Source organism: Vallitalea okinawensis (assembly GCF_002964605.1).
GTDB lineage: Bacteria > Bacillota > Clostridia > Lachnospirales > PQDH01 > Vallitalea_A > Vallitalea_A okinawensis.
In genome coordinates, this window is record NZ_PQDH01000010.1 from 56241 (window position 1) to 82251 (window position 26011).

Annotated in this window: 26 protein-coding genes and 1 riboswitch; of the genes, 15 read left to right on the forward strand and 11 right to left on the reverse strand. The window is 33.4% G+C overall.

The features are described 5' to 3' along the window. The first annotated feature begins 86 nt into the window (after positions 1-86). Together C1Y58_RS21430 and C1Y58_RS21435 are read left to right on the forward strand one after the other, a co-directional pair. A complete protein-coding gene (locus tag C1Y58_RS21430) occupies positions 87-572 on the forward strand; it encodes a flavodoxin family protein (RefSeq protein ID WP_105618681.1) in 486 nt (161 codons plus the stop codon). Continuing rightward, complete coding sequence (locus C1Y58_RS21435; RefSeq protein WP_105618683.1) at positions 569-1213, forward strand: flavodoxin family protein; 645 nt, start codon at positions 569-571, stop codon at positions 1211-1213. Before C1Y58_RS21430 ends, C1Y58_RS21435 begins: the two co-directional genes overlap by 4 nt. A gap of 81 nt (positions 1214-1294) precedes the next feature. On the opposite strand, the gene C1Y58_RS21440 is transcribed toward C1Y58_RS21435, so the two are convergent. Beyond that, a complete protein-coding gene (locus C1Y58_RS21440) occupies positions 1295-1987 on the reverse strand; it encodes a Crp/Fnr family transcriptional regulator (protein ID WP_105618685.1) in 693 nt (230 codons plus the stop codon). 92 nt (positions 1988-2079) lie between these two features. On the opposite strand from C1Y58_RS21440, the gene C1Y58_RS21445 reads away from it, so the two are divergent. Together C1Y58_RS21445 and C1Y58_RS21450 are read left to right on the forward strand one after the other, a co-directional pair. Continuing rightward, complete coding sequence (locus tag C1Y58_RS21445) at positions 2080-2769, forward strand: YjjG family noncanonical pyrimidine nucleotidase (RefSeq protein ID WP_105618687.1); 690 nt, start codon at positions 2080-2082, stop codon at positions 2767-2769. A gap of 69 nt (positions 2770-2838) precedes the next feature. Then, the gene (locus tag C1Y58_RS21450) at positions 2839-3912 is read left to right on the forward strand and encodes a threonine aldolase family protein (protein WP_105618688.1); all 1074 of its coding nucleotides are present in this window, start codon (positions 2839-2841) and stop codon (positions 3910-3912) included. A 59-nt stretch (positions 3913-3971) separates the two neighbouring features. Here C1Y58_RS21450 and C1Y58_RS21455 read toward each other — a convergent pair whose 3' ends face one another. Beyond that, complete coding sequence (locus tag C1Y58_RS21455; RefSeq protein WP_105618690.1) at positions 3972-4604, reverse strand: GyrI-like domain-containing protein; 633 nt, start codon at positions 4602-4604, stop codon at positions 3972-3974. 205 nt (positions 4605-4809) lie between these two features. On the opposite strand from C1Y58_RS21455, the gene C1Y58_RS21460 reads away from it, so the two are divergent. Further along, positions 4810-5199: a hypothetical protein gene (locus C1Y58_RS21460; RefSeq protein ID WP_105618692.1), complete on the forward strand. Its 390-nt coding sequence runs from the start codon at positions 4810-4812 to the stop codon at positions 5197-5199. Between the two features lie 84 nt (positions 5200-5283). Here C1Y58_RS21460 and C1Y58_RS21465 read toward each other — a convergent pair whose 3' ends face one another. After that, positions 5284-7251: a methyl-accepting chemotaxis protein gene (locus C1Y58_RS21465; RefSeq protein ID WP_105618694.1), complete on the reverse strand. Its 1968-nt coding sequence runs from the start codon at positions 7249-7251 to the stop codon at positions 5284-5286. Between the two features lie 496 nt (positions 7252-7747). Here C1Y58_RS21465 and C1Y58_RS21470 point away from each other — a divergent pair, with 496 nt between their 5' ends. Then, on the forward strand, positions 7748-7948 hold the full coding sequence (locus C1Y58_RS21470; RefSeq protein WP_105618696.1) for a cold-shock protein: 201 nt from the start codon (positions 7748-7750) through the stop codon (positions 7946-7948). A gap of 59 nt (positions 7949-8007) precedes the next feature. Here the strand turns inward: C1Y58_RS21470 and C1Y58_RS21475 are convergent, their stop codons facing one another. Continuing rightward, positions 8008-8436: a DUF3021 domain-containing protein gene (locus C1Y58_RS21475; RefSeq protein ID WP_105618698.1), complete on the reverse strand. Its 429-nt coding sequence runs from the start codon at positions 8434-8436 to the stop codon at positions 8008-8010. Position 8437: 1 nt separating this feature from the next. After that, on the reverse strand, positions 8438-8887 hold the full coding sequence (locus tag C1Y58_RS21480) for a LytTR family DNA-binding domain-containing protein (protein WP_157950231.1): 450 nt from the start codon (positions 8885-8887) through the stop codon (positions 8438-8440). Between the two features lie 229 nt (positions 8888-9116). On the opposite strand from C1Y58_RS21480, the gene C1Y58_RS21485 reads away from it, so the two are divergent. Then, positions 9117-10460 carry an MFS transporter gene (locus C1Y58_RS21485; protein ID WP_105618701.1) on the forward strand — a complete coding sequence of 448 codons (1344 nt, stop codon included), beginning with the start codon at positions 9117-9119 and terminating at the stop codon, positions 10458-10460. Between the two features lie 254 nt (positions 10461-10714). On the opposite strand, the gene C1Y58_RS21490 is transcribed toward C1Y58_RS21485, so the two are convergent. Then, positions 10715-12115: an NAD(P)/FAD-dependent oxidoreductase gene (locus C1Y58_RS21490; protein ID WP_105618703.1), complete on the reverse strand. Its 1401-nt coding sequence runs from the start codon at positions 12113-12115 to the stop codon at positions 10715-10717. A gap of 55 nt (positions 12116-12170) precedes the next feature. Next, a riboswitch (purine riboswitch) is annotated at positions 12171-12274 on the reverse strand. Between the two features lie 321 nt (positions 12275-12595). Between C1Y58_RS21490 and C1Y58_RS21495 the strand changes: the two genes are divergently transcribed. From C1Y58_RS21495 to C1Y58_RS21530, 8 genes are all read left to right on the forward strand, one after another. Continuing rightward, positions 12596-13447: a DegV family protein gene (locus C1Y58_RS21495; RefSeq protein WP_105618704.1), complete on the forward strand. Its 852-nt coding sequence runs from the start codon at positions 12596-12598 to the stop codon at positions 13445-13447. A 222-nt stretch (positions 13448-13669) separates the two neighbouring features. Next, entirely contained in the window at positions 13670-14128 is a 459-nt protein-coding gene (locus C1Y58_RS21500; RefSeq protein WP_105618705.1) for a ferritin-like domain-containing protein, read from the forward strand. Positions 14129-14206: 78 nt separating this feature from the next. Continuing rightward, a complete protein-coding gene (locus C1Y58_RS21505; protein ID WP_105618706.1) occupies positions 14207-16705 on the forward strand; it encodes a sulfatase-like hydrolase/transferase in 2499 nt (832 codons plus the stop codon). 189 nt (positions 16706-16894) lie between these two features. Continuing rightward, complete coding sequence (locus C1Y58_RS21510) at positions 16895-17161, forward strand: ArsR/SmtB family transcription factor (protein WP_105618707.1); 267 nt, start codon at positions 16895-16897, stop codon at positions 17159-17161. Positions 17162-17355: 194 nt separating this feature from the next. Then, positions 17356-18504, forward strand: coding sequence for an N-acetylglucosamine-6-phosphate deacetylase (nagA, locus tag C1Y58_RS21515; RefSeq protein ID WP_105618708.1), 1149 nt, complete (start codon positions 17356-17358; stop codon positions 18502-18504). A gap of 4 nt (positions 18505-18508) precedes the next feature. Beyond that, entirely contained in the window at positions 18509-19264 is a 756-nt protein-coding gene (gene nagB, locus C1Y58_RS21520) for a glucosamine-6-phosphate deaminase (RefSeq protein ID WP_105618854.1), read from the forward strand. A 73-nt stretch (positions 19265-19337) separates the two neighbouring features. Next, entirely contained in the window at positions 19338-20204 is an 867-nt protein-coding gene (locus C1Y58_RS21525) for a YesL family protein (RefSeq protein WP_105618709.1), read from the forward strand. Between the two features lie 481 nt (positions 20205-20685). Further along, complete coding sequence (locus tag C1Y58_RS21530; protein WP_105618710.1) at positions 20686-21120, forward strand: CBS domain-containing protein; 435 nt, start codon at positions 20686-20688, stop codon at positions 21118-21120. A gap of 37 nt (positions 21121-21157) precedes the next feature. On the opposite strand, the gene sufU is transcribed toward C1Y58_RS21530, so the two are convergent. From sufU to sufC, 5 genes are read right to left on the reverse strand one after another with little or no spacing between them, the layout of a single operon-like run. Further along, positions 21158-21574 carry a Fe-S cluster assembly sulfur transfer protein SufU gene (sufU, locus tag C1Y58_RS21535; protein ID WP_105618712.1) on the reverse strand — a complete coding sequence of 139 codons (417 nt, stop codon included), beginning with the start codon at positions 21572-21574 and terminating at the stop codon, positions 21158-21160. Continuing rightward, positions 21564-22790 carry a SufS family cysteine desulfurase gene (locus C1Y58_RS21540; protein WP_105618714.1) on the reverse strand — a complete coding sequence of 409 codons (1227 nt, stop codon included), beginning with the start codon at positions 22788-22790 and terminating at the stop codon, positions 21564-21566. The genes sufU and C1Y58_RS21540 overlap by 11 nt, the downstream gene beginning before the upstream one ends. Next, positions 22790-23821 (reverse strand): SufD family Fe-S cluster assembly protein, encoded by a 1032-nt coding sequence (locus tag C1Y58_RS21545; protein ID WP_105618715.1) that lies wholly within the window; start codon positions 23819-23821, stop codon positions 22790-22792. The genes C1Y58_RS21540 and C1Y58_RS21545 overlap by 1 nt, the downstream gene beginning before the upstream one ends. A 10-nt stretch (positions 23822-23831) precedes the next feature. After that, positions 23832-25235 (reverse strand): Fe-S cluster assembly protein SufB, encoded by a 1404-nt coding sequence (gene sufB / locus C1Y58_RS21550; RefSeq protein ID WP_170311661.1) that lies wholly within the window; start codon positions 25233-25235, stop codon positions 23832-23834. A gap of 14 nt (positions 25236-25249) precedes the next feature. Continuing rightward, positions 25250-25984 carry a Fe-S cluster assembly ATPase SufC gene (gene sufC, locus C1Y58_RS21555; RefSeq protein WP_330404494.1) on the reverse strand — a complete coding sequence of 245 codons (735 nt, stop codon included), beginning with the start codon at positions 25982-25984 and terminating at the stop codon, positions 25250-25252. Between the last annotated feature and the right edge of the window lie 27 nt (positions 25985-26011).

Consider the following 26011-nt stretch of genomic DNA (forward strand, 5'->3'; position numbering starts at 1 on the left):
TATTGACTTGGGGGTTACACCTAGGTTTAAACTAATGCTATCAGTAAATATTAGCGTAGTAATAAACTGAATTAAAGAGGTGTATAATGAAAACAGTAGTTATTAGAGAATGTGGGAATAACACATCTCAATCAATTTATGAACTGGACCTTACTCATGTAGCAATTAGAGACTGTATTGGATGTTGGGATTGTTGGATGAAAACCCCTGGGAGATGTGTTCATAACGACTTAAATATCTTTTATACAAAATATTTAGAAGCAGATAAAGTAATTATTTTTTCTAAGACCACCAAAGGCTTTGTAAGTGGAATTTTAAAAACTCTCTTTGATAGGATGATACCTCTATTCCTTCCATATGTCGAAGTATCAACAGGAGAATCAAGGCATGTACCTAGGTATACAAAATATCCTGATATTGAATTTTACTATGAAGGTAACTTTGCAACAGGGGAAGGTAAACAAATTTTTATAGACTATATTTTCCGAACCTTTGACCAATTTGCTTCAAAGAAAATAATAGTTCAATCAATTGAAGAATATAATAATAGTTTGTCGGAGGGATCAACATGAGTACAATAATCCTTAATGGATCTCCAAAAGGGAAAAAAGGGAACTCTGAAATATTCATTCAACAATTTTTAAAAGGAATGACATCTCCTTGTATAGTAAAATACATAAGTAAAGAAAATCCGGAGTTGCTTGCTAGATATACCCAAACATTTGATACTATTATTTTTGTACTTCCGCTTTATATCCATAGTATGCCTGGTGTTATGATGCGCTTCATTGAGTGCTTAGAACCTGCCTTAGCATCAGAAAGCAAATCCATCGGCTTTATTGTGCAGTGTGGTTTTACGGAATCCTCTCAATGTAAATATGTAGAACGTTACTTTTGTTCTCTTGCAGAAGAACTTAATAGGAATTATTTGGGATGTGTTGTGAAAGGTGGTGCAGCAGCAACTTATATGATGCCTAGAGTTATGACACTTGGACTCTTTAAGTCGTTACAAAAGTTAGGTAAAATCTATGAACGGACTCATTCTTTTGATAAGCAAATTATAAGAAAACTAGAAAAACCATATGAACTAACAGGTTTTACGCTTAAATACTTACAATTTGTCATTCAAATAGGTGCTGACAAAATCGGTTGGGATAAATTTTTAAGAGATAATGGCGTACTTAACAAAAAACTAGATAGGCCTTTTATCTAATACAACAAAGAATCGCAATCCCTACTTTCCGTAATATATAAGGAAAGCAGGGATTCATTTATATCATTAGGTGTTCATCTGCTAGTAAAGGGATTTCATATAAATATTTTTAGATAAATCTCTGAGTCGAGTCTCGTCCAATATATACACCGTTTTGTTCTCACATTTAATAATGGATTTTGATTCAAGTTCATTAAAGGTTCTATTTAAATGTCGATAAGTGGTTCCTAGGAATTGAGCTATTTCATGGAAAGATGAATTTAACAAGATATAATCTTTATCTGTTAAATACTCTACTAAGTAGCTACATAATCTATTAATCAATGGATAGGTAAGATTATACGAACTATTATTTAATGTTGCATAGAGTTTTTCACTTAAGGAATCTACTAAATGGTGTAGAAATTTTGGATAATCCATATAGTTTTTTCGAAGGATATCTGAAGGTATTCCTACTAAGTAAGTATCTTTAATTGCTTCAACATTGCAACATATTGGGATGTTTTTTAATAGCTCTAAATTACCTAAAGAATTGTTTTCGTTATAAAACTTCAATAATATGGATTTACCATTCTCTAATGGATAAGTGATTTTGACTTTTCCATCGACAATCACATAATAAAAGTCAAGAGAAAAATCTGCTTTTAGTATAAATTCGTTTTTTGGATAAAAATGAAGTTGCGCATGTTCTAGTATATCTTGATCAAAAATATTTTCTAGATGGCATGTATTCATATATTGTTTTAATAGGTCTTGATTCATAATTCTTTTCATAAATTCTCCTTGATAAGACATATGTCATACATTTATTCTTATAAACATGATAAATTATATATAACCTATTGTAAAGGTAGAGGAGGCTAGTTATGAAGTATGAGATTATAATTTTTGATGCTGATGAAACTTTATTTGACTTTAAGAAGTCAGAAAAAGATGCTCTAAAAAATACAATGCTTGAATTTAACTTGGAATACGATGAAAATCATCATTTGAAAATATATAAAGATATTAACACAGCTATATGGAAAGAACTTGAAGAAGGACTTATTACTCAAAAGAAACTAAAAATAGAGCGATTTAAACGATTCTCAAACAAGTTGGATGCCGGATTTGACGAGCACCTATTTGCTCAATCCTATATGAAGCATTTATCTAATGCATCCTTCCTATATGATGATAGTATAGCTATTGTGGAAAGTTTGTACAAAAATTATAGGCTTACTATCATCACCAATGGACTAAAAGATGTTCAAAATAATAGAATACGAAAATCTATAATAGCTCAATATTTTGAAGATATTGTTATATCAGAGGAAATTGAAATTTCTAAGCCAGATCCTAAAATATTTGAACATGCTTTAAATAACATAAATCATATGAATAAAAAAAAGGTATTGATGGTTGGCGATAGCTTAACCTCTGATATACAAGGCGGGATAAATTTTGGAATAGATACATGTTGGTTTAATCCTAATAAGACAGATAATAAAACAGACATCCAACCAACCTATGAGATTTCTAATTTGATGGAGTTGAAGGATGTACTGCAGGGTTAAAACTTGTAACTTATGGGATTTAGGGGTATGATACTAACAGGATAATAAAAATGACAGAGGAGGGTAAGAATGAATAATAATTTTGTTGAAGCCTACAGAAATGCTACATATAAATTAGATGGCCATGGAACATATCAGGTTAAGATCTTAAAGGATGCTTTGAATACCATCGATTCAGATACCAAGATAGATTTTTACGGAACGGGACCTATGATTAATGATTTTGAAGATAAGATGGCAGATTTGTTAGGAAAAGAGAAAGCGGTATTTTTCCCTAGCGGAACCATGGCTCAACAGATAGCTCTGAGGATGTGGTGTGATAAAAAGAAAATATATCGAGTAGCTTATCATCCACTATGTCATCTAGAAATTTATGAAGAAGATGGTTTAAAAGAGTTGCATCACATTGAGACAGTACTCTTAGGAGAAGAAGATCGTTTATTTACCATCCATGACTTAAAAGAGATGAATAATGCTATATCAACCCTACTCATTGAGTTACCTCAAAGGGGGATAGGTGGGCAGTTACCTACATGGCAAGAATTAAAAGAAATAACAGACTACTGTAAAGTTAAGGGGATAAGAACACATCTTGATGGTGCTAGGTTATGGGAGACTATGCCTTACTATGAAAAAGAGCTAAAAGAAATATGTCAACTCTTTGATAGTGTCTATGTCTCTTTTTATAAGGGAATAGGTGGTGTAGCAGGGGCTATTTTAGCTGGTCCAGAGAGCTTTATGGAAGAGTCAAAGATATGGAAAAGACGACACGGTGGTGATCTAATAAGTCTCTATCCTTACATAGTTAGTGCTGAGTACTATTTGGATAAGAGATTAGATAAAATGTCTATTTATTACGAGCAAGCCAGAGAGTTAGCTCAATACTTTAATAAACTTAATAAGGCATATACTGAACCAGAAGTACCTGTATCGAATATGTTTCATGTATACTTTCATGACCATAAGAATAAAGTAGAAGAAACACTAAGTAACGTCATGGAGAAATATAGCCTTGGCATTACACCCTACTTGATAGAAGTAGAGGGTGGTTGTAAGTTTGAATTGAATATAGGAGATAACTATAGTGAAATACCTAAGGAAAGATTAAATAATTGCTTTTCTGATTTAAATAAGGAATTATAAGAACTGAAAAAGCCCCTAATTCTTTATCATTATTAGAGAATTTAGGGCTTTAATTAACATTATACTCCAAATGATTCAACTTTATATCTAAGAACTGTCTTCAGATTTTCAGTGTTAGCTTTTCTTGGATCTGATAAATATATCTCACGATGCTTCATAGAAGCTCTTTTTAGGTTATTATTCTTACAGTATTCATTCATTAATTCGAAACTTGACGGTTCATCATCATAGCTTCCTAAATGTAACATTTGCACACAGCTTCCCTCAGTTATTGTTTTGAATTCTACTTGATCTAAGAGAAAATGTGGTTTTTTCTTTTGAGTTAATTGAATGATTTGATTTGCCAAATCTAGTGTTACAAAGCTTGGCTGCCTGATCATCAACTCATAAGCAAGGTTAGACTTATCCACAACGCCTGGTACATATTTGGATTTATCGGCTAGATCCCATACACCTTCAAGGGGATAGACTAAGTATTCATAATATCCTGTAGGGGGAGAATCCCATTTATATGACATTCTAGCTCCATAGGATAAAGAATAAAGTACTGCTATATAGTCTTTGAAAACCTCCTCATTGGGGTTACTTTGCCCTTTGATGGTGAAGTAATTGAAGGCAGGAACCTTAATTAATGCAGGTTGCTTCTTAGGTAGATAGATTTCTTTTTCTAGCTTTCTCCATTCTTTTTTCATAATATATCTCCTCACTTCCATTATTAATAGTATACCCAATCCAATATGACAGCAGTGTGTCATATTACCAACAATTTTTCTTTATGTTAGATATAAAAGTATGAAATTTTAGTAATTATGAGCTATCTATGATTCGATATAATATTTATAACAATTATAGCTTTAGTATAGAACACTGCGAATGAGGGGTAAAGGAGGTGTTGAGGTGGTTATCAAAGACATAAAGGGGATGTATTCGATTGAAGTTGATAGTGAAAGAAAAGTTGTTAAGGAAAAGCAAGTAGGTCTATGGCTTAAAGAAGATGTCGATAGATTTCATCAGGACTATATGAATAAAGTGATACCTCAACTAGAAGGTGCTAATGGCTGGGCTAATATTTGTGATCTAAGGGATTATAAAACCTCTGATGTAGTTGACGTACTAAGGGACCATATACAATGGAAGGTACAACATGGTTTACAAAAAGCGGCTATAATCGTTGATAACCCAATTAAAACCATGCAAATGATGAGAATTGGTGGAGCTGCAATGGAACCTATGTCATTTACTTCCGAAGAAGAAGCCAGCAAATGGTTAAGTAAGCATGGATTTTAATGATACCAATTAAATCACCCTCCAACTAGCAATAAATGATGCTTGTTGGAGGGTAATTTAACGTAACTAATTTTGCACTCTATTTTATAGCCTAAATTTCTGTATAACATTTTGAAGATCATTAGATAGATCTGCTAGTTGTTGGGCTGATGTAGAGATTTCGTTAATTGTAGCACTTTGCTCTTCCGTTGAAGCAGCTGCTTCCTCAGTTCCAGCCGCACTTTCTTCTGTGATACTTGCAACGTTTTCGATAGTCTGACCTACAGAAATTGAATTATTCGTTAGTAGTTTTGAAGCCTCAGTCACTCGACCTATATTCGTTGATACCAATTGGACAGCTTCAAGAATATCTCTAAATGCATTTTCAGTTTCAAGGGCAGCTTTGTTTTGATCAGTAACAATGGATTTAGCTAAGTCCATTTCTTTAACAGCTTGATCTACACCACTTTTTATGTCGAGTATAAGACCGTTAATATCTTGAGTAGCAGTACTAGCCTGCTCAGCTAATGTTCTTACTTCCTCAGCAACAACGGCAAATCCTTTTCCTTGTTCGCCTGCACGGGCGGCTTCTATAGCAGCATTAAGTGCTAATAAGTTTGTCTGTTCTGCTATACTGCTTATTAGATCAATAATTTGACCAATTTTTTGTGAGTTCTCTGCTAACCCATTGATAACAGTGCTTACATTCTTAGCAGCTGCATTGTTTTCTTCCATTTTGCTTTTTTGATAAATGAGCATTTCCATTCCCTGATCAACAGTATCTTTAGTTTTTTCAGTAACTCTTGCAGCATCTTGAGCATTCTCTGATATCTGCGAAATACTCTCTACTAGATCATTAACCATGCCGCTGCCTTCTTGTGTAGATCTGGCTTGTTCACTGGCACCTTCAGCTAGATCAGATATAGTCATTGCCACTTGCTCAGAAACTTTACCAGCCTCTACGGATGAAGACAACATTTCTTGTGATGCGGATGCTACTGTTGTACCCATATCACTTACTTCACCCAAAAGCGTTTTCATATTGTCTACCATTGTGTTAAAGTTGTCTGCAAGTAAACCAATTTCATCATTACTCTTAATATCAACTGTTACTGTAAGGTTCCCTGCCGCAACGTCTTTAGTAATGTTAGTCATCTTTTTTAATGGTTGAATGGATTTTGAGATCAATAAGTAGATAGCAACAGATATTAAAAGTACAGTAAGAGATGCAATGAACAGGATTAAATTTCTAAACTGATCAATATCTTCTGTTAATTCATCATAGTAAGCTGACATTGCAATGGACCAGCCCGTAGAGGGAATCGGTGCATAAGAAGCAATTTTCTCCTTACCTTCAAAAGTATAGTCATCAGAGTCTATTTCACGATTAACCATTTTCGTTGTGATGTCAACAAGACTTTTACTCTCGTGATCTAAAAAATTTGCTTGGAATATCAAGTCTTCATTAGGATGAGCCATTACTAAGCCATTTTGATCAATCATATATGCGTAACCAGTAGTACCTAATTTTTCTGTATTAACAACATCTGTAATTAAGGATAAATTAACCGTCCCACCGATGAGACCTACCACATTACCACTATTATTTGTAATCGGTCCGGCAATAACGATGATTGGATTACCAGTTGCCTTAGAGATCACTGGGTCAGAGATTACGGTTTCGCCATTCATGACTTTTGGAAAATAAGCTCTTTCCTTAATATTGCCACCACTTCCGGTAGTACTTAAGAAATCTCCACTTTTATCACTCATAATAATTGATTCAAAATCATTAAATAATTCACTATTTTTTGATATATAATCCTTAACGTCTTTAAAACTCTGCCCTTGAACAGCATCGGTTGTAGAAAGTACATCAATCTTAGATATTGCTTTTTGAAGCCAGCTATCTGTAGACACAACTAATTTTAGTACCTTGTTTTCTGTAATTTCTTTGATGTCATCGATAAGTATTTCTTGAGCTTTAAAGAAAGATACACTGGTAAGAACAGATATGCCTAATACGGCAACTAATAACACTGGAATCATAATTTTCTGTTTCAAGCTTCTCATGATTAGCCTCCTTAAATTTTTTTCTTTACCATGTTCTTAGACTTTTTGTCAAATTGTTAGCAATCAATAAATCTTATAATTTGACATATTAAAGCATAATATAGTTATTCAGATACCTATTAATATATATATTATAATATTTCGACAATCAAAGTAATAATCATTAAAGGATTTTAAATTTTTTTGATAAAAGATTGAAATTTATACAGAGTCGTGTCAGGATTTTGTATTATATAGGGGATGCAGAGACCAAAAAAGAAAATGGAAATAAATTTATTTAATAATATTTTATAAAAATGGTTGATTTTTGAAATAGTAACGTGTATAATATATAATACGCTTTGAATAAATAGTAAAAATGAGTTAGTTATTGATTTTGATTTAAGCAATTATAAACTGATTATTAAATGATTAGATAGATCAATTGTATTTTCAAAATTTCTAAAGTAATTTTTCTAGGAACTCAAGGTAATATTATTTTTTGGAGGTCATTATAATGACAAATGGTACTGTTAAGTGGTTTAACTCAGAAAAAGGTTTTGGATTTATTACAGCTGAGAATGGAAATGATGTTTTCGTTCATTTCTCACAAATCAATAAAGAAGGATTCAAAACTTTAGAAGAAGGCGAAAGAGTAACTTTTGAAATCGCTGAAGGACAAAGAGGACCACAAGCAGAGAACGTAACACCTGCATAGATAGAATATAATTAACCCTGAGATTGTTTTCAACCTCAGGGTTTTTGATTTGTATAAGTTTATTTTCTATTTTTCTCAATCTCAGTATTAAGCATTTCTATTTTTCTTTTCCAATAGGTTTTAAACGATAACCATAGAATAACGTATATTAGAATGTATAGAGCTATAAAGCTTACTCTTCCGATCAAGTGTGGTGGCATCCAGCCGGCAAAGTAGGCTGCAGGAAGATAGACGATACCCATTGCTATAAAATGATATATTGTCTGCTTTAATATACTCCAGCTTTCAATCTGAAAAATGATCGTAATAACCGCTATATAAAAACCTATGCCAATAGAAATGAAGAATTGGGGAATCATATAATGGGCATTGATCATATCAGGTATTTCTCCAGAAAGAATCAGAATCACGAAAATGAGTTGGTTAAGAAATACACCAAGGAACATACCTAAGAAACCCCTCTTAAATGCTTCTTTTATATAAAACATACTACTTACCTCCCATGCCTAAATATTGTTTTATTTTTGATACATATCTTCTAGATATAAATTCTTGTTTACCATTATCAAAATTCACACACATCGTTCCGTTAAAAAACATCTCCATATTTTTTACCTTATCAAAATTAACAATAGCTGATTTTGATACTCTTACAAAACTTGTGTCTTTAAATTGTTCTTCAAGTTCATATAATTTATGAGATAGTTCATATATTCCATTTTCTGTTTCCGTCAGAACTTTTTGACTTTCTCCATACATGCGATAAATCTCATCTGGATTTATGATGTAAAGTTTTTCTTTGGACTTACCTACTAATGTTTTTTTGGGTGAGGTTCTTATGGTTTTAATCATGTCTTCAAGCTCTTTTGTTATTTCCTTAGTCTTTATTACAATGGTTGTTTCTTCATATTTATCATCAATATCGATATCGAGTTTCATCATCAATCCCCCTCTCGTACTAATATTATAATCTTTAATAATTGAAATTACTATAGTATACAGATAAGCGGTAGCATATCTATTGTAAGTGGTTTCAAGAGTTAGTAAGTTGACTATTAATCAATTCCAAATTACTATTAAAAAAATTTGAAAATAACACAAAAAATAACTTGTAATGATCGTCAATCTGTGTTACATTGTTATACTATAACTTTAGGGGGTGGTAGGAATGTTAAAATTTATAAATAAGTTGTTTTCACCCGTTGCACAGTATGGAGGATTACCTAAAAGTGTTTATATACTTTTTATTGCCAGGATAATCAACCGCATGGGTGGGTTTGTACATATGTTTTTAACCCTGTTTCTATCCAGTAAGCTAGGAATGAATGAAGCTGAAATAGGTTTTTACATGTTGTTGCTTGGAATAGGCGGAATGTGTGGTCCTATGGTTGGTGGATGGTTAGCAGATCATTTAGGACGTAAAAAGGTATATATTGCTGCTCAAGGTCTAGCTGCTCTTTTGCTTATTCCATGTGGGTTCATGGGGACATCTATTTATATAGTCTGGGTCCTAATTGCCTTTAATTTCTTAGGTTCCATGGTTAGACCAGTCAGTTCAGCCATGTTAACAGATCTTACACCACCAGAACGAAGAAAAGATGCTTTTTCATTACTGTATCTTGGGATAAATTTTGGGGTAGCCATTGGTCCTATGCTAGCTGGCTTCTTGTTTAAAGACTATCTTCAGTGGATCTTTTGGGGTGATGCATTAACTACTCTTATTGCACTTGCATTAATAACATACTATATACCAGAGACTAAACCAACGGAAGATGCATTAAAGGCATCCAAAGCACAGGGAACAGGTGAAAGGGCAGAAGAAGGTAGTTTTATGGAGGTATTAATAAAACGCCCATTATTACTTGCTTTTGCAGGAATTGGCTTCTTCGGAGCCTTTGTCTATGCACAACATTCCTTTACGATTCCACTCCAGTTGGAGAGTCTTTTCAGGGATGAAGCAGCTACCAGCTTTGGTTATCTGATGAGCTTCAATGCTATTGTCGTATTACTCTTTACGAGTATAGTCATGAGGATTACTCGTCATATCAAGCCTATTTACAACATGCTGATAGCTTACTTATTCTACTTGTTTGGTTTTGGTATATTGACATTTGCTGATCAATATAGTCAGCTGAGCATTGTTAATAACCTTGATAGTTCATCAGAAATACTGCAACATGTACTACAACTGGGATTGTTCTATATCTCCTTTTTTATATGGACCATGGGTGAGATTCTCGCAACAACTAATAGTGGGGTATATATTGCAAATCATTCTCCTATTTCACATCGAGGACGATTTAATGCCATCATAAACATCATTATGGGAGCAGGTTTCACCATTGGACCAGCTATTACAGGTTTAGTCTTGATGTCAATTGATTTCACACAATTTTGGTTAATTATTGGTGCCATAAGTGGTGTTACAGCGTTCTTAGCTTATCTATTAGGACGCTATGAAGAGAGTGAGAAAACTACTACTGAACTTCAATATGAAAGTAGCTCTAAATAGGGCTGCTTTCTTTATGTTTCATTCACATGCATATGATGATACAATAATGCTTTGTGTAAAATAGAGAATGGTTATGTGCTATGAGTTAGCAACGGTATAAAGATAGAAATTATGTGCTGATTCACAACCCCTATGATTCAAGAAGTGCTAATGAAATTGAGAAGGAATTAATAAAGAATCAGTATAAAAATTAGATAATTTTATATAAAGGAAACCCATCCAAGGATGGGTTTCTATTAGTTTATACTATTCAGTTAAGCCATTAATTTTCTTGCCATCAATACTCCCATGGCTGAAGCCATCATAAGACCACGAGTCCAACCACTGGAATCTCCAAGGCAATATAACCCTTGAATATTGGTTTTAAAGTCTTCATCCAGTTTTATTTTATTACTATAGAATTTTATTTCTGGTCCATATAAGAGTGTTTCACGACTTGCAAAGCCTGGAACTACAGTGTTCATAGAGTCGATGAAACTCAATATATTACTCATGGTACGATAAGGAATAGCAGAGGTTAAGTCTCCTGCTACTGCATCCGGTAATGTTGGTCTAACATTAGCTTGATCTAATTCATCTTGCCATGTTCTTTTACCATCTAGGATATCACCGTATCGTTGAACCAAAATACTTCCATCTCCCAGCATATTAACAAGTTCAGCAACCTTTTTACCGTACATAATGGGTTGGTTGAATGGTACAGAAAAGTTATGAGAACAGAGTATAGCTAGGTTAGTATTATTTGATTTTTTATCTTTATAAGAATGACCATTGACAATAGCTAGATCATTATCGTAGTTTTCTTGACTGACAAAGCCTCCTGGATTTTGGCAGAAGGTACGAACTTTATTTTTGAATGGAGCTGGATAACCTATAAGCTTAGATTCATAAAGAACGTTATTAACCTCATCCATGACTTCATTTCGAACTTCAACACGTACGCCAATGTCTACAGTTCCCGCTGAATGATCGATGAGATGTTTGACACACATATCTTTAAGCCAATCAGCACCTTTGCGACCAGTTGCAACAATGACTTCTGGAGCGTAGACATAACTTATATCAGATGGTTGGTTACTTGGAGAGATAGAAACTCCTTGGATGCTTCCGTCTTCAATTAGCAAATCATTGACATGGGTATTGAATCTAATCTCAATACCGGTATCAATTAAGAAGTTTTGAATTTTCGTATATATTTCTTGAGCCTTTTCTGTACCTAAATGACGAATAGGACAATCGACTAGTTTTAATCCAGCTTCGATGGCTTTTCTACGAATTTCTTTGATGTCATCTGTATTTTCGATGCCTTCTACTTTTGTGTCAGCACCAAACTCTAAGTAAATTTCATCCGTATATTTAATCAATTCTTCAGCAGTCTCAATACCAATGAGTTTAGGTAAATCGCCGCCTACTTCATGACTTAAAGATAACTTACCATCTGAGAATGCTCCAGCACCAGAAAAACCAGTCGTAATGTGACAATATGGTTTACAATTTACACAGGATCTCGTTTTTTCTTTTGGGCAACTACGTTTTTCAATGTTGCGGCCTTTTTCGATTAGTAGAATATTTTTATCTGAGTTCTTCTTCACTAATTCTAGAGCTGTAAAAATTCCAGCTGGACCAGCTCCAACAATAATAACATCATACTTCATTCCTAATCATCTCCTCAGGTATTGACCGTAGTCAATCATCGATTGACTGACGGTAAATGAAAGTAAATGTACTTATAGCCTACAACTATTTATGGTAGTTCGGTAGATACAACTGACCCCTATTGTCAGATTTATATAAGTGAACATTAATTTAGATTTAATAAAAATAGTTCGGATTTTTACTACGTTAATATAATAATACAAATGAACCAGTTTTGCAATAGGTTTTTCAAATCTTTTACTTATTATTGAAAAATAAGAAAGGCTCAACATTATATTATGCTTTAAAACAATAAAGATGAACACTATTCATTTTAATACTTATCTAATGAAAATACTAAATTGCTATGGTATAATATTAGGTAATCATCAAAAAGAACTCTTATAATGGAGTTCTGTAATGATAACCTTCGCATATGAATGAGTGTTGAGAGTATATACCTAAAACTCAATAAAAAAACAATATTTGAGGTGATTTATTTGAGGAAGATTAAGTTGATGGCAGATAGCAGTAGTGACCTGTCACCAGAAATGATTAAAAAAATGAACGTTGAAATTATTCCGCTGTATGTCATTTTTGGCGATGAATCCTATAAAGATGGTGTGGAGATTAATCCTCATAAGCTTTTTCAAATGGTTGATGAGAGAGGTGCTTTACCCAAGACTTCAGCTATTACACCAGAAGATTTTTATAAACGCTTTAAAAAATATACAGATGATGGTTACGATATTTTATACATAAGTATTTCATCAGGATTCTCATCTACTTGTCAAAATGCTAATATAGCGGCAAAAGATATTGAGAATGGCTGTATACGAATAATTGACTCAGCTAATTTATCCTCTGGGATTGGTTTAAGTATTTGTTATGCTTATGACCTTATACAAGAAGGGTATTCTATTGATGAAGTGGTTCAAGAGACTGAAGCAATCCTACCAAAGGTAAATACAAGCTTTATTATAGATACATTGGAATTTTTGTATAAAGGTGGACGTTGTAGTGCTATGCAATCCGTTGTTAGCTCTATGTTGAATATTAGACCAATTATTAAAGTCATTGATGGCGGTATGACAGTAGGTTCAAAGATAAGAGGTAAAAAGAAAAAGGGCTTTGATGTAATGATCAAAGAAGCTATAGCAGATAAGGATAAAATGATTGGAGACCGTGTATTTATCACACATTCTCTAGGAAGTGAAGAGGAAGAAAAATATATCCGACAAGAGCTGGAAAAGAATCTACCTGGTATGAAGATTATTACCACTCAGGCAAGTAGTCTAATATCCTGTCATTGTGGCAAAAAAACTATTGGTATATTATATATTGCTGATTAATGAGCAACTAAGTTATTGGAGAGGTACGTATTATACTTAATGTGTAAACGTACTTTCCTAACAATACAAATATACAGATGAAGATATAGCATGGCTAATAAAATGGTCCAAGTTACTTGGTAAGAATCTTCTGATTATTTTGCATCATTATAGTATAGATGATATAATTAAAGGGTAAATGGAACATAACAATGTTAATTTTATAGAAGAAGGTGATTTGTCATGCATAATGCATCTATAGGAGAAATATTACGTTTTGCTATATCCATTGAAGAAGAAGGTGTAGGGTTCTATAATAAGTACAGTGAATTGGCAAAAGGTGAAGTGAAAGAGTTAATGTTAAAATTAGCTAATGATGAGATTGCACACGCTGAAGTTTTTCAAAAAATGTATGAGGAATTTGCTGGACATGATGACTATCTTTTTACTGAAGAAGTTGATCAGTATTTTCATTCTTATGCCAATCATGTAGGTTTTAGTAGAAGAAAACAAGAACTACATAGCATCGAAGAAGCCTTAGCGGTTGCTATTGAAACAGAGAAGATTACAACAGATTTTTATAAAGGTTTAATTGATAAGACAAAGGATGAAAAATTAAGGGAAGTCTTAGTAAGGCTAGTGGAAGAAGAGAGTGACCACGGAGATATTCTTCAACTACATTTAAATGCAATTAAAAACTAATTCATCGGAAGATGAGTTAGTTTTTTGTATATATGGGACAACTCAATAATAGACTAGTATAGGAGGTTGATTAAGAAAATGAAGATAAAAAATATTAACCTATACTTGGTCATATTGCTACTTGGAGTAAAATTGTACATGTTCTACGCAACCATATACACCAATTTGGAGTCCTTACTTTATTCCATAGTCTATACGAGTATCATTATCTTCTTAATTGGGTGGATTGGGTATAGTTTAAAAGTAAATAGATGGATATTTCTTGTTTTGGATAGTTTGCTTTCTATTTTAATGTTAATTGATTTGCTATACTACAACTATTTTAATGAGTTACCTTCTATTCAATTAATTAGTCAAATAAAGTATTTAGCAGGTGTAGGTCAGAGTGTTTGGTTGCAAGTTAGATTATGGATGATCTACTTAGTAATAGAACCAGTATTAGCCTTATTCATGTACAAGCATATGGACCAAAAAGAGAATCAACCCGTATATGGGTCAGTTATTTTAGCTGGACTACTGCTGCTGTTCATGATCACAAGTCCAATTCTTATAAAGAGTTCTATGAATTCATTGATTTATAATGAAGTATTTACATATCATGTGAAAGATTTTGTACCAGAAAAAGAATTGATCCATGACCTTCCCTATATAGAAGAGGCAGAATACAAAGAATCCATATATAACGGCATTGGAAAAAATAAAAATATAATTATTATACAAATGGAGGCTTTTCAAGACTTTCCAATCCAACTTTTATACAATGGCCAAGAGGTCACCCCAGTACTCAATGATTTAATTAGTGAAGAGAGTATATATTTTGAAAATTACTATCAGCAATTAGGTAAAGGTGGTACTTCTGATGCAGAATTTATAACCTTGAACTCACTGCACCCCACGATTCAGAGTTATGTGTATGAAGCATATGCAAATAATGATTTTTATGGGCTGCCTTGGATTCTTAAGGATCAAGGATATACGACTATGATGTTTCATGGTAATGTTGGTGACTATTGGAATAGAGAAGAGGCTTCAGTGGGACAAGGGTTTGATCATTTTATCAGTATCGAAGATATGGACAGTAAAGAGATCTTAGGGATGGGAATGAGTGATAAGGAGTTATTCGATCAATCAATAAGCTATCTAGAAAATCAACAACGTTTTCTGGCTTTCTATACAACCCTAAGCTCTCACTATCCATTCGATATTGGTGAAGAGAATAACCAGTTTAATTTATTAGAAGAGCACAAAGGTACCTTGTTTGGTAATTACTTAAAGGCTATTAATTATGTAGATCAATCTATCGGTAAATTTTTAGATGACTTAAAGGATAGAGGTTTATATGAAGATAGCATGATTGTATTTTATGGTGATCATTTTGGTCTACATATGAAAGAGGAAGAGAATCAGAAATATATGTCACAACTATTAGGTAAATTTTATAATTATGATGAAATGCTTAAAATACCGTTAATTATCCATATACCAGGGAGTCATATTAACAAGACCATATCCACAGTAGGTGGTCAGATTGATTTCTTACCAACCATCTTAGATATCACAGGACTTTCTCAGATGGGGACAGTGATGTTAGGTCAGAATCTATTTACAGCTCAGGAGGGATTTGTTGCTTTTCAAACCTATTTACTTAAAGGGTCTTATCTAGATGACCATACTTTATTTATGATGTCTAGAGATGGTATTTATGAAAATAGTCAAGCTTACAACCTGCAAACAGGAGCTACAATTGGATTAGATGAGACAAGAGAAGGGTATGAAAGAGCCATCCAGGGCATTAATTACTCAAAGCATGTTCTTGATCATAATCTGCTTCGGTCCAATGAAATTTATAGTATAGAGGATCAGCAATCAAATGTTCAGAAACCTGAGTTTATAGCACATGGTGGTGGTGGAATTAATGGTACCCTCGTATCTAATTCAAAAGAAGCTTTAGACGAGAGCATTAGAAAAGGAGTTAATTTTATAGAAGTGGACTTAGTCTGGACAAGTGACCAAGTTCCCGTCCTTTTACATGGGTGGGATGGGTTTATAACCAGATTATTTCAGGTAGGAGATCAGGATGAAAGGGAAGAACAGCATTATAGCCATAATGAATTTATGAACTTACAGATGAAGAATGGGTTACATCAATTGGATTTAAAGGCGCTCATGGATTGGATGGAAGAAAATCAGAATGCCTATATAATAACAGATATCAAAGAAGATAATATTAAAATGCTGGAGTTGATTGCTAGTGAGTATAAAGAATATCAGCATCGTATTATCCCTCAAATCTATGCCATGGATGAATATATACAAGTTTACTATATGGGCTATAAAAATATAATTTTAACATTATATAAGAGTGAGTACACAGCAGAGCAAATAAAGGACTTTATTAATAGGTACGAGGTTTTTGCAGTAACCATGCCAATAGAACGGGCCTATGAAGGTCTAGCTGAAGAATTACAGAAAGAAGAGGTATTTATATATTGTCATACTGTTAATGACGAGGAATTAGTAGTAGAGTTAAGGGAGAAGGGGGTAGACGGCTTTTATTCTGATAACTTACATAATTGATAGGCTCACTATTAATTTTATTTGTCCTTCGTACAGCATGTATACCATTCTATTCGATAAAGGTTGACATTTCATGCATAGAATTTTATAATTATATTAGAATATAATAATATAATAGAATCAAAAGCATATAATTATTGATTGTTTAAGATTCTGGATATAGCATAAATGTTGGGGAGGGACTCACAAATGGAAGAAAAACAAATCAGGATATTGAAAGCCTTAGCGCACCCCATCCGATTGCAGATTGTCAAAATTCTTATAGATCATGGTGAATTATGCGTTTGTCAATTAAATGAGAATGTAGAATTTAGCCAATCAAATCTATCACAGCACTTAAAGATTCTTAGAGACGCTTCAGTTGTCAATACACGTAAAAAAGGGCAGTGGATGATGTATCGTGTTGAGGATGAAAGTATTAATAAAATAATGGAAGCTTTAGAGCATATTCAGTAAAGTAAGCGCATGATTAATGTTACAGAAATGAAGAACATTATCATGCGCTTTAATGTAAGAACTAAAAACTAATACGAGACTCATAAATAAAAGAAAAAATTTTTCCAATTAGCAGGAAGCCTTGTATTTATGTCTAATTTATTATATAATAAAATTGGTATATACAACTATACCAATTCGGGAGGATGCTAATTATGAAATGTATTATAAATGGTAAAATTATAACAAATAATAATATACTTTTGGATCAAGCCATTTGTTTCACAGACAAGGTATGTGGTATAGGTGAATTAAGTGTTTTAGAAAAAAAGTTTGGATCACTTGATATCATTGATGCAAAAGGAAGTTATGTTACTCCAGGATTTATCGATATACATATACACGGTATTCAAGGGCATGATGTTTGTGATGGTGATATAGAAGGTCTCAGTGTAATTAGTAATGCTATAACAAAATATGGGGTTACTAGTTATTTACCAACGACCATGACGATTCCTTTTGATGATATATATCATGTACTGGATCAAATAAAATGTGCTAAAGAAAGTCATAATGAAGGTGCAGAAATATTAGGTGTACATCTAGAAGGACCTTTTATTAATAAAGAGCGTAAAGGTGCACAAAATGAAAAATACATCATTATGCCAGACTATCAATTAATTGAAGACTATAAAGAACTTATATCTTTAATCACCATAGCGCCAGAAACAGAAGGGGCAATGGATTTTATAAAAAAAGTATCCGCAACTACTAATATTGTCTTATCACTGGGTCATACCAATGCTACTTTTGAAGAAGCCATGGAGGGAATTGAAAACGGAATAACCCATTCCACTCATACCTTTAATGCTATGTCAGGTCTGTTACATCGTAAACCAGGTGTTGTAGGAGCAGCTTTATTATCCGATGATGTAAAATGTGAGGTTATTGCTGATAATATTCACATGCATCCGGCACTTTACAAGCTATTTATCAAAACGAAAGGTCTGGATAAGATTATTTTAGTTACAGATTGTGTTCAAGCAGGTGGTTTACCTGATGGTGAATATACATTAGGCGGTCAGAAAATATTTGTTGAGGGTAATAAATCAGTCCTAGAAAATGGCACCATAGCAGGTAGTGTCCTTAAATTAAATAAAGCAATCCATAATTTTAAAGAGAGCGCTGACGTAAACATTAAAGATATAATTCGATTTGTAACTGAAAACCCAGCAAAAAGCTTAGGGGTATATGACAGAAAAGGATCATTAGAGGTAGATAAAGATGCAGATATTGTACTACTGGATGATAATACAGAAGTGATGATGACCATTGGAAAGGGGAAAATCTTATATGAAAAATAATAATATGCGAATTTATGTTGTTAATTCTTATGACGAAATGAGTAAGCAAGCAGCTAATATCGTTGCTTCTCAAGTAACGTTAAAACCTAATAGTGTTTTAGGTTTAGCTACAGGAGGGACACCAGTTGGTATGTATAAACAATTGGTTGAAATGTACCAAAAAGGTGATGTAGACTTCAAGCAAGTTACTACATTTAATTTAGATGAGTATTATCCACTTTCAAGAGAAAATGCAAACAGTTACTATCATTACATGTATACCAATTTATTTAAGCACATTAATGTGCCAGGTGACCATATTAATATACCAAATGGTATGGCTAAAGATGTTATAGTTGAGTGCCAAACCTATGAGAAGAATATCGAATCAGCTGGTGGAATTGATCTCCAAGTATTAGGTATAGGACCTAATGGACACATCGGTTTTAATGAACCAGATGTAAAATTTGAAGCTGGGACTCATCTTGTTAAATTAGATGAACATACGATAGAAGCTAATGCAAGATTCTTTGACTCTAAAGAGGAAGTACCAACGGAAGCTATTAGTATGGGAATAAGAACTATCATGCGAGCTAAAAAAATTATTTTATTAGCTAATGGTGAAAGTAAGGCAAAAGTCATAAAAGAGATGGTGAGTGGTGACATTTCACCAAAGGTTCCTGCATCAATCCTACAATTACATGGTGACGTAACTGTAATAGTTGACCAAGAAGCTGCTAAAGAGTTAAAAAATTGCAGTCAATTTGCATTATGCATGTAAATAAAATAAACTTGTCACCTCTTTACAGTTATTATATAATAAATTTAATTATATATCGTGGGGAGGCAAACTGATGCTAGGCGATTTTTTTAGTTTAGACGGACCATTTTTTAAGTATGGATCATTAGTATTTGATTTACTTATTTTAGATTTTTTATGGATGTTCCTCAGTGGACCATTAGCTTTGTTTTTAATAATGGTTTACGCGGGAGAAATTTTATTTTCCTTACCAGTAATCATTTTTTATCTTATAGCTTTATTACTCATTTTACAGGTTGGACCAGCTACAACAGCCATGTTTTATGTAACGAATCGTAAAGTTAGAGAAGATGATAGTTATCTTTTTAAAGATTATTTCAAAAGCTATAAAATGAACTACAAACAATCTATCATTATTACAATTGTGCTCTTTGTAGTTATAGCTATATTAGCCATTAATATTAGTGCAATTTTAGGGATTTCTATACCTTTCCTAGGCTTTGCAGTTCAGGGGAATATGTTTGGGTCAATGGGTAATATCTTATTACCTCTTCAATTATTTATTCTACTAGAAGTTATTTTTGTAACTATTTATATTTATCCAATGTTGGCACGCTTCCATATGGGAACTGTACAGTTAGTTAAAACAGCGTTTATATTAGCAAATAAGCACTTAGTGACAACTATTATATCAGCGGTTATTTTTATTGGACTAGTTGCATTGGTATTTATAATCCATCCAATCTTCTTCTTCTTCTTATTTAGTGGGTATGCTATGTTAACTTCTTATCTATTTGAAAGAGTTTTTAAGAAGTATATACCAGGTGAAGATGATGAAGTAGAAAAAGAGTTAGATGAGTATAGTGATGATTATGATTACGATGCTGAACAAGCCTCTCTTGCAGATATTTTTAAGCAAAAAAGAGAAGAGCAGCAATCAAATGATTCAGATGAAAAATAAATAGATAAACTTTATGATTTGGCACATGAGAGGAGATTCTCATGTGCCTTTGCTATTTTGCTATATAGTGTAGGAAAGTACTGTGTTTTGCTGGCATGAAACCATGTTTTCCTGCACATAATTGAAACGTGACTCTAGTCGCTTTTCCTGTAGTGGAGGAGTAGACTTTAGTGGCTTTAATAATAGACTAGTTAATAGGTTGATTGATATAAAATTAACAATTTAATCAATGTTAACATTTTATTCATTAATACGTCACTGTAATGTCACAAGTTTTATATATACTATATATAGTGAAATTAACTTATAAGAGTGATTTTACTGAGAGATACGATATGATTAGGATTTACTTATTGTTATAGTTTTAACTTTCTAATCATATACGATAAACAATTTGTCCTTAAAAGAAATAAAATATATTGAGAGTACTTTAATTAGGAATTTTAAATCTAAAATAATAGAAAAGGGTGTGGAAAGCATTATGAACATCGCCTTCTTTTTAACGCCAAAAAGTGAAGTTATTTATTTAAAAAAGAATATGACAATGCGACAAGCTTTAGAGAAAATGGAGTATCATCGTTATACTTCTGTAGCAGTTATTGATGATGATGGTAGATATGATGGTACAATAACAGAGGGTGACCTCTTATGGTTAATGAAAAATAATACGGATTTGACCTTTAAAGATACAAGTAAAATAAAACTTGATGATGTTCCAAGACATCGTTCCAATACAGCTGTCTCTATTAATGCTGATATAGAGAGTTTAGTAGAATTAGCTTCTTGTCAAAACTTTGTACCAGTCGTTGATGACAATGGAGTATTTATTGGTATTATAAAAAGAAGTGATATAATAAACTATTACTATAACATCATGAAGCAAGCAAGAGAATTATCTTTGAATGCAGCCGTATAAAAGAGTAAGCTCATCCCTGATCATAGGGATGAGCTTTTTAGCATTCTTGTAAGGCATGCCAGCATAGTACAGCACATTTTACTCGAGCCGGCATTTTAGATATATTTTTCAAATAGATGGCTTCATCTAGCTGTTCTAACTCTTCTTCATCAGTAATCTCACTTTTGATCATACCAATAAATGTTTCACTTAAGGCTATAGCCTCATCTTTCGTTTTACCTTTAATTAAATCAATCATCATGGATGCAGAAGCACGACTAATAGCGCAACCAGTTCCGGTAAAAGAAGCATCCTGAATAATATGGTCATGGTATTGTAAATGAACAGTTATATCGTCCCCGCAACTGGCCTTATAAGCTCGTTTTGAAACGTCTACTGGAGACAATTCGCGTTGATTGCTTTTATCCATACTCTTTTCAAGAATGATCTCAGTATAAATATCGTTAATGTCCATATGTTAAATACCTCCTTGCTTTTAAGAGTCCTTCAACCAAAAAATCGATATCCTTTAGGTTGTTATAGAGGTAAAAGCTTGCGCGGCAGGTCGAAGGTAAGTTGAGGTAGTTCATCAAAGGTTGAGCACAATGATAGCCAGAACGAACTGCAATACCATCCATATCAAGAACACTAGCTATATCATGAGGATGAATATCACCTAAATTGAATGATATAACACCTGTGCGGTATTCAAGGTCTTCAGGACCATACAATTCGATACCGTCAATACTATTCAATTGCTTTAGTGCATAATCCAGTAGCTTTCTTTCATGTTCTTTGATCTTATCCATTCCGATGTGATTTAAGTAGTCAATGGCTTTTGTTAGACCATAGACTGCTTCTACATTCTGAGTTCCAGCTTCAAATCCATGAGGAGCTCTCTTAAAATCAACTTTATTTTTGGTAACAAAGTTTACCATGTTACCACCATAGTTGTAGGGAAGCATCTGCTGAAGAAGCTCTTTTTTACCATATAAAACGCCTATACCCATAGGTCCAAGCATTTTGTGACCAGAAAAACAGTAAAAATCTACATCCAGTTTTGATACATCGATCCTCTCATGGGGAACAGCTTGAGCACCATCTATTAATACATAAGCATTCACTTCTTTAGCTCTATGTATAATCTTTTCTATAGGATTAATAGTGCCTAAGACATTGGATACATGACCGATAAATACCATTTTTGTACCTTTATGAATTTTATTTTCAATTTCTTCATCAGAAATAAGATATTGATCTAATTCTAAATAATCAATGCCAGCTCCTACTCTTTTTGCAGCCTCGAATGGAGGGATTAAGCAGCTGTGATGATCACTAATAGCAACAGTAATGGAATCATCAGGTCTTAGTATATGTTCCAAGAAAGATTTAGCAACCATATTAATGGCTTCTGTAGTGTTGTGGGTAAAAATAATTTCATCTGTACCATTTGCACCTATAAAGGTTTTTACTTTTTGACGGCCTTGTTCATAAAATTCTGTGGAAAAATAACTTAGTGCATGGGCGCCACGGTGGGGATTAGCATTAAACTCTTTATAATAATCACTTATAGCTTCTATTACTTGTAGAGGTTTATGGGTTGTTGCTGCATTATCTAAATAAATGAGGGGTCTATTATTGATTTCCTTTGAAAGGATAGGGAAATCTTTTCTAATGGTTTCTACATTCATTATATAGTCAACCCTTCTAAAACACTTTGAAGGACTGATTCTCTAATGTCCTCATCAGGAAGAGCCTCGATAATAGGTCTAAAATTAGACTCTACTAGAAGACGTTTAGCATCTACTAGAGAAAAGCCGCGACTCATTAAGTAAAATAACTGTCCCTCATCAATTTGACCTGCACTTGCCGCATGTTCACCCTCTACATCATCTTCATCACAAAGCAAGGCGGGAATGGCATGTGATGCTAAACCCTCGTTAAGTAAAAGTACATATTCTTTTTCAGATGCTTTGGATTTCCCAGATCCTTTTTTAAAATCGATTGTTCCTCTAAAGACTTTTCTTGCTTGATCCATCATTGCACCCCTTATATCGATCTTGCTGTTACCATAAGGTGCTCGATGGAGCATTTTATAATGATGGTCATGTCTAGACTCACCTTTTGCGAAATAAATCTCTTTATGAACTACATTTGCACTGCTTGCTACTAATTCATTGATGTAGCTTGTAGCAGACAATCCTTCAGTTAAGTCAATTGTTATATATTCAATACTTGAGTCCTTTCCTGCAAAGGAGTAATTAGAATCAAAGTTATAAGATGAAGCGTTAAAACGGTATAGTTTGATTATTTTCACAGAGCTATTTTCATCACATTCAACCGTTGTCACACCATTGTGAAAAGCTTCTATATCATCTATTGTACTATAATTAAATATAATGGTGGCAGTACTTCCATTCCTAACTTGGATAGTATGGCGATCAATTAAAATTGGGTTATCTTGATTCAAATTAAATTCAATTTGAATAGGTGCATCTAATTGTTGATTATCCAGATTGATATGGACTCCTGCATTTAAGTTTTCTTCATTATGAGCTATTAGTTCTCTATCTACCCCTTCTTTGATTGGGACTAAAGATTCATTAGTTGTTAATACCTTTAATACCTGTTTAGCATAAGGACTATCTACATAATGATCTGTATAGGTTACATGAGAAGGGAATGATATATCATTGATTTTAATTCGCTTCCATTTTAGCATATCGCACCTCCTAACCGATGGTTCCTTCCAATTCCAAATTGATTAAATTATTAAGTTCAACAGCATATTCTAGCGGTAATTCTTTAGCAATAGGTTCAACAAAGCCTTTAACAATCATGCCTTTAGCAGCTTCCTCTGATAACCCCCTACTCATTAGATAGTAGATAGCGTCATCACTTATGCGTCCGATTTTTGCTTCATGCCCCATATCCACATTATCTTCCATGAGTTCGATAATAGGTACCGTATCCGATTTAGACTGGTTATCCAACATAAGGGATTCACAAGTCACAGAAGATTTTGCGTGGTGAGCTCCTTTAGCCACACGTAAAAGACCTCTATAAAAGGCAGTACCTCCAGCCTTAGAGATGGATTTAGTATTAATGGTAGAAGTTGTATAAGGTGCTGCATGTACCACCTTACTACCTGTATCTAGGTATTGACCTTCACCAGCAAAAGTAATGCCTAAAAAATCAGCTCTGGCTCTTTCTCCTTTAAGAATACTCATAGGATAAAGCATGGAAACTTTTGAGCCAAAGGATCCAGATACCCATTCAATAACACCGTCTTTTTCTACTATAGCTCGCTTTGTATTCAAGTTATACATGTTCCTTGACCAGTTTTCTATAGTTGAGTAACGTAACCTAGCTCCTTCAGCAACAAAGAGTTCAACACAGCCAGCATGTAAATTATTAACCGAATATTTAGGAGCTGAGCAGCCTTCAATAAAGTGTAAACTGGAACCTTTTTCAAGAATAATTAAGGTATGTTCAAATTGTCCAGCTCCTGGTGCATTTAAACGGAAATAAGATTGTAATGGTATATCAACATGAACATTTTTTGGTACATAGACGAAAGATCCACCAGACCAAACAGCACCATGCAAGGCAGCAAACTTATGATCATGAGGTGGAACAAGCTTCATGAAGTGTTCTCTAACAATATCTTCATATTCGATTAATGCTGACTCTATATCCGTATAAATAACGCCTTGCTTGATTAAGTCTTCACGAATATTATGGTAAACAACTTCCGAATCATACTGAGCCCCAACACCTGCTAAAGACTCTTGCTCAGCTTTAGGGATACCTAGAGATTCAAAAGTGTTCTTAATGTCTTCTGGTACGTCATCCCAACTGGATTTCATATCTGTTTTAGGTTTGATGTAGGTAACTATATTCTCTATATCAAGTTCAGATAGATCAGGTCCCCAAGTAGGTAAAGGTTTCTTATTATAGATATCTAAAGATCTTAATCGAAAATCCAGCATCCATTTAGGTTCATTCTTCTGTTTGGATATGTCTATAATAATTTCATCAGTTAGCCCATGGTCAGTCTTATAGTCATATTCAAATTTATTTTTTTGATCGTAAATACCACGTTGGATATCTGCAACATAGGTTTTGTTTGACATGGTTATCACCTCAATTAAACAATATTTTCAAAACCATTATTGTCTATAAACTCTGCTAATTCCATGCCACCACTCTTGATGATTTTACCATCTGCAAGTACATGAACGTAATCAGGTTGTAGGTAATCAATAATTTTATTGTAGTGAGTAATAACAATAATGGCATTATCATCATTGGATAGTGTACGTACACCATCCGCCACTGTCTTGATTGCATCAATATCGAGACCAGAGTCCGTTTCGTCTAAAATAGCTAATTTAGGATTCAATATAGCCATCTGCAAAATCTCATTTTTCTTCTTTTCTCCACCAGAAAACCCTACATTTAAATAACGTCTGGCATATTCTTTCTTAATATTAAGTAATTTCATTTTTTCACTTAGCTCTTTATGAAAATTGAAAAAAGAAATTTTTTCACCTATCAAATTAGATTTAGCTGTGCGTAAAAAGTTCTCAACAGTTACGCCTGGAATTTCTTCAGGATACTGAAATGACAAGAAAATTCCTTCTTTGGCACGCTCATCTACTCTCAAATCATTAATCACTTGGCCATCGAGGATAATCTCACCTTCTGAGATAGTATGTCTGGGATGCCCCATTAAGGTGTTAGCTAAAGTCGACTTTCCAGCCCCATTAGGTCCCATGATGACATGGATTTCTCCTTTTTGTACCTCTAAATCGATTCCTTTAAGGATATTCGTTTCTTCAATATTGGTATGAAGATTCTTGATATATAATAAATTATTCACTATTTTTTCACCTCATTTAAATCCTAC

Bases quoted from the DNA above. Each gene is read 5' to 3' on its own strand.
- C1Y58_RS21510 (WP_105618707.1), top strand. From the start codon at position 16,895: ATGGAAGAAAAACAAATCAGGATATTGAAAGCCTTAGCGCACCCCATC.
- C1Y58_RS21500 (WP_105618705.1), top strand. From the start codon at position 13,670: ATGCATAATGCATCTATAGGAGAAATATTACGTTTTGCTATATCCATT.
- nagA (WP_105618708.1), top strand. From the start codon at position 17,356: ATGAAATGTATTATAAATGGTAAAATTATAACAAATAATAATATACTT.
- C1Y58_RS21450 (WP_105618688.1), top strand. From the start codon at position 2,839: ATGAATAATAATTTTGTTGAAGCCTACAGAAATGCTACATATAAATTA.
- C1Y58_RS21435 (WP_105618683.1), top strand. From the start codon at position 569: ATGAGTACAATAATCCTTAATGGATCTCCAAAAGGGAAAAAAGGGAAC.
- C1Y58_RS21505 (WP_105618706.1), top strand. From the start codon at position 14,207: ATGAAGATAAAAAATATTAACCTATACTTGGTCATATTGCTACTTGGA.
- C1Y58_RS21470 (WP_105618696.1), top strand. From the start codon at position 7,748: ATGACAAATGGTACTGTTAAGTGGTTTAACTCAGAAAAAGGTTTTGGA.
- C1Y58_RS21465 (WP_105618694.1), bottom strand. From the start codon at position 7,251: ATGAGAAGCTTGAAACAGAAAATTATGATTCCAGTGTTATTAGTTGCC.
- C1Y58_RS21455 (WP_105618690.1), bottom strand. From the start codon at position 4,604: ATGAAAAAAGAATGGAGAAAGCTAGAAAAAGAAATCTATCTACCTAAG.
- C1Y58_RS21545 (WP_105618715.1), bottom strand. From the start codon at position 23,821: ATGCTAAAATGGAAGCGAATTAAAATCAATGATATATCATTCCCTTCT.
- C1Y58_RS21445 (WP_105618687.1), top strand. From the start codon at position 2,080: ATGAAGTATGAGATTATAATTTTTGATGCTGATGAAACTTTATTTGAC.
- C1Y58_RS21490 (WP_105618703.1), bottom strand. From the start codon at position 12,115: ATGAAGTATGATGTTATTATTGTTGGAGCTGGTCCAGCTGGAATTTTT.
- C1Y58_RS21480 (WP_157950231.1), bottom strand. From the start codon at position 8,887: ATGAAACTCGATATCGATATTGATGATAAATATGAAGAAACAACCATT.
- C1Y58_RS21440 (WP_105618685.1), bottom strand. From the start codon at position 1,987: ATGAAAAGAATTATGAATCAAGACCTATTAAAACAATATATGAATACA.
- C1Y58_RS21475 (WP_105618698.1), bottom strand. From the start codon at position 8,436: ATGTTTTATATAAAAGAAGCATTTAAGAGGGGTTTCTTAGGTATGTTC.
- C1Y58_RS21430 (WP_105618681.1), top strand. From the start codon at position 87: ATGAAAACAGTAGTTATTAGAGAATGTGGGAATAACACATCTCAATCA.
- C1Y58_RS21540 (WP_105618714.1), bottom strand. From the start codon at position 22,790: ATGAATGTAGAAACCATTAGAAAAGATTTCCCTATCCTTTCAAAGGAA.
- sufU (WP_105618712.1), bottom strand. From the start codon at position 21,574: ATGGACATTAACGATATTTATACTGAGATCATTCTTGAAAAGAGTATG.
- C1Y58_RS21530 (WP_105618710.1), top strand. From the start codon at position 20,686: ATGAACATCGCCTTCTTTTTAACGCCAAAAAGTGAAGTTATTTATTTA.
- C1Y58_RS21485 (WP_105618701.1), top strand. From the start codon at position 9,117: ATGTTAAAATTTATAAATAAGTTGTTTTCACCCGTTGCACAGTATGGA.
- C1Y58_RS21525 (WP_105618709.1), top strand. From the start codon at position 19,338: ATGCTAGGCGATTTTTTTAGTTTAGACGGACCATTTTTTAAGTATGGA.
- nagB (WP_105618854.1), top strand. From the start codon at position 18,509: ATGCGAATTTATGTTGTTAATTCTTATGACGAAATGAGTAAGCAAGCA.
- sufB (WP_170311661.1), bottom strand. From the start codon at position 25,235: ATGTCAAACAAAACCTATGTTGCAGATATCCAACGTGGTATTTACGAT.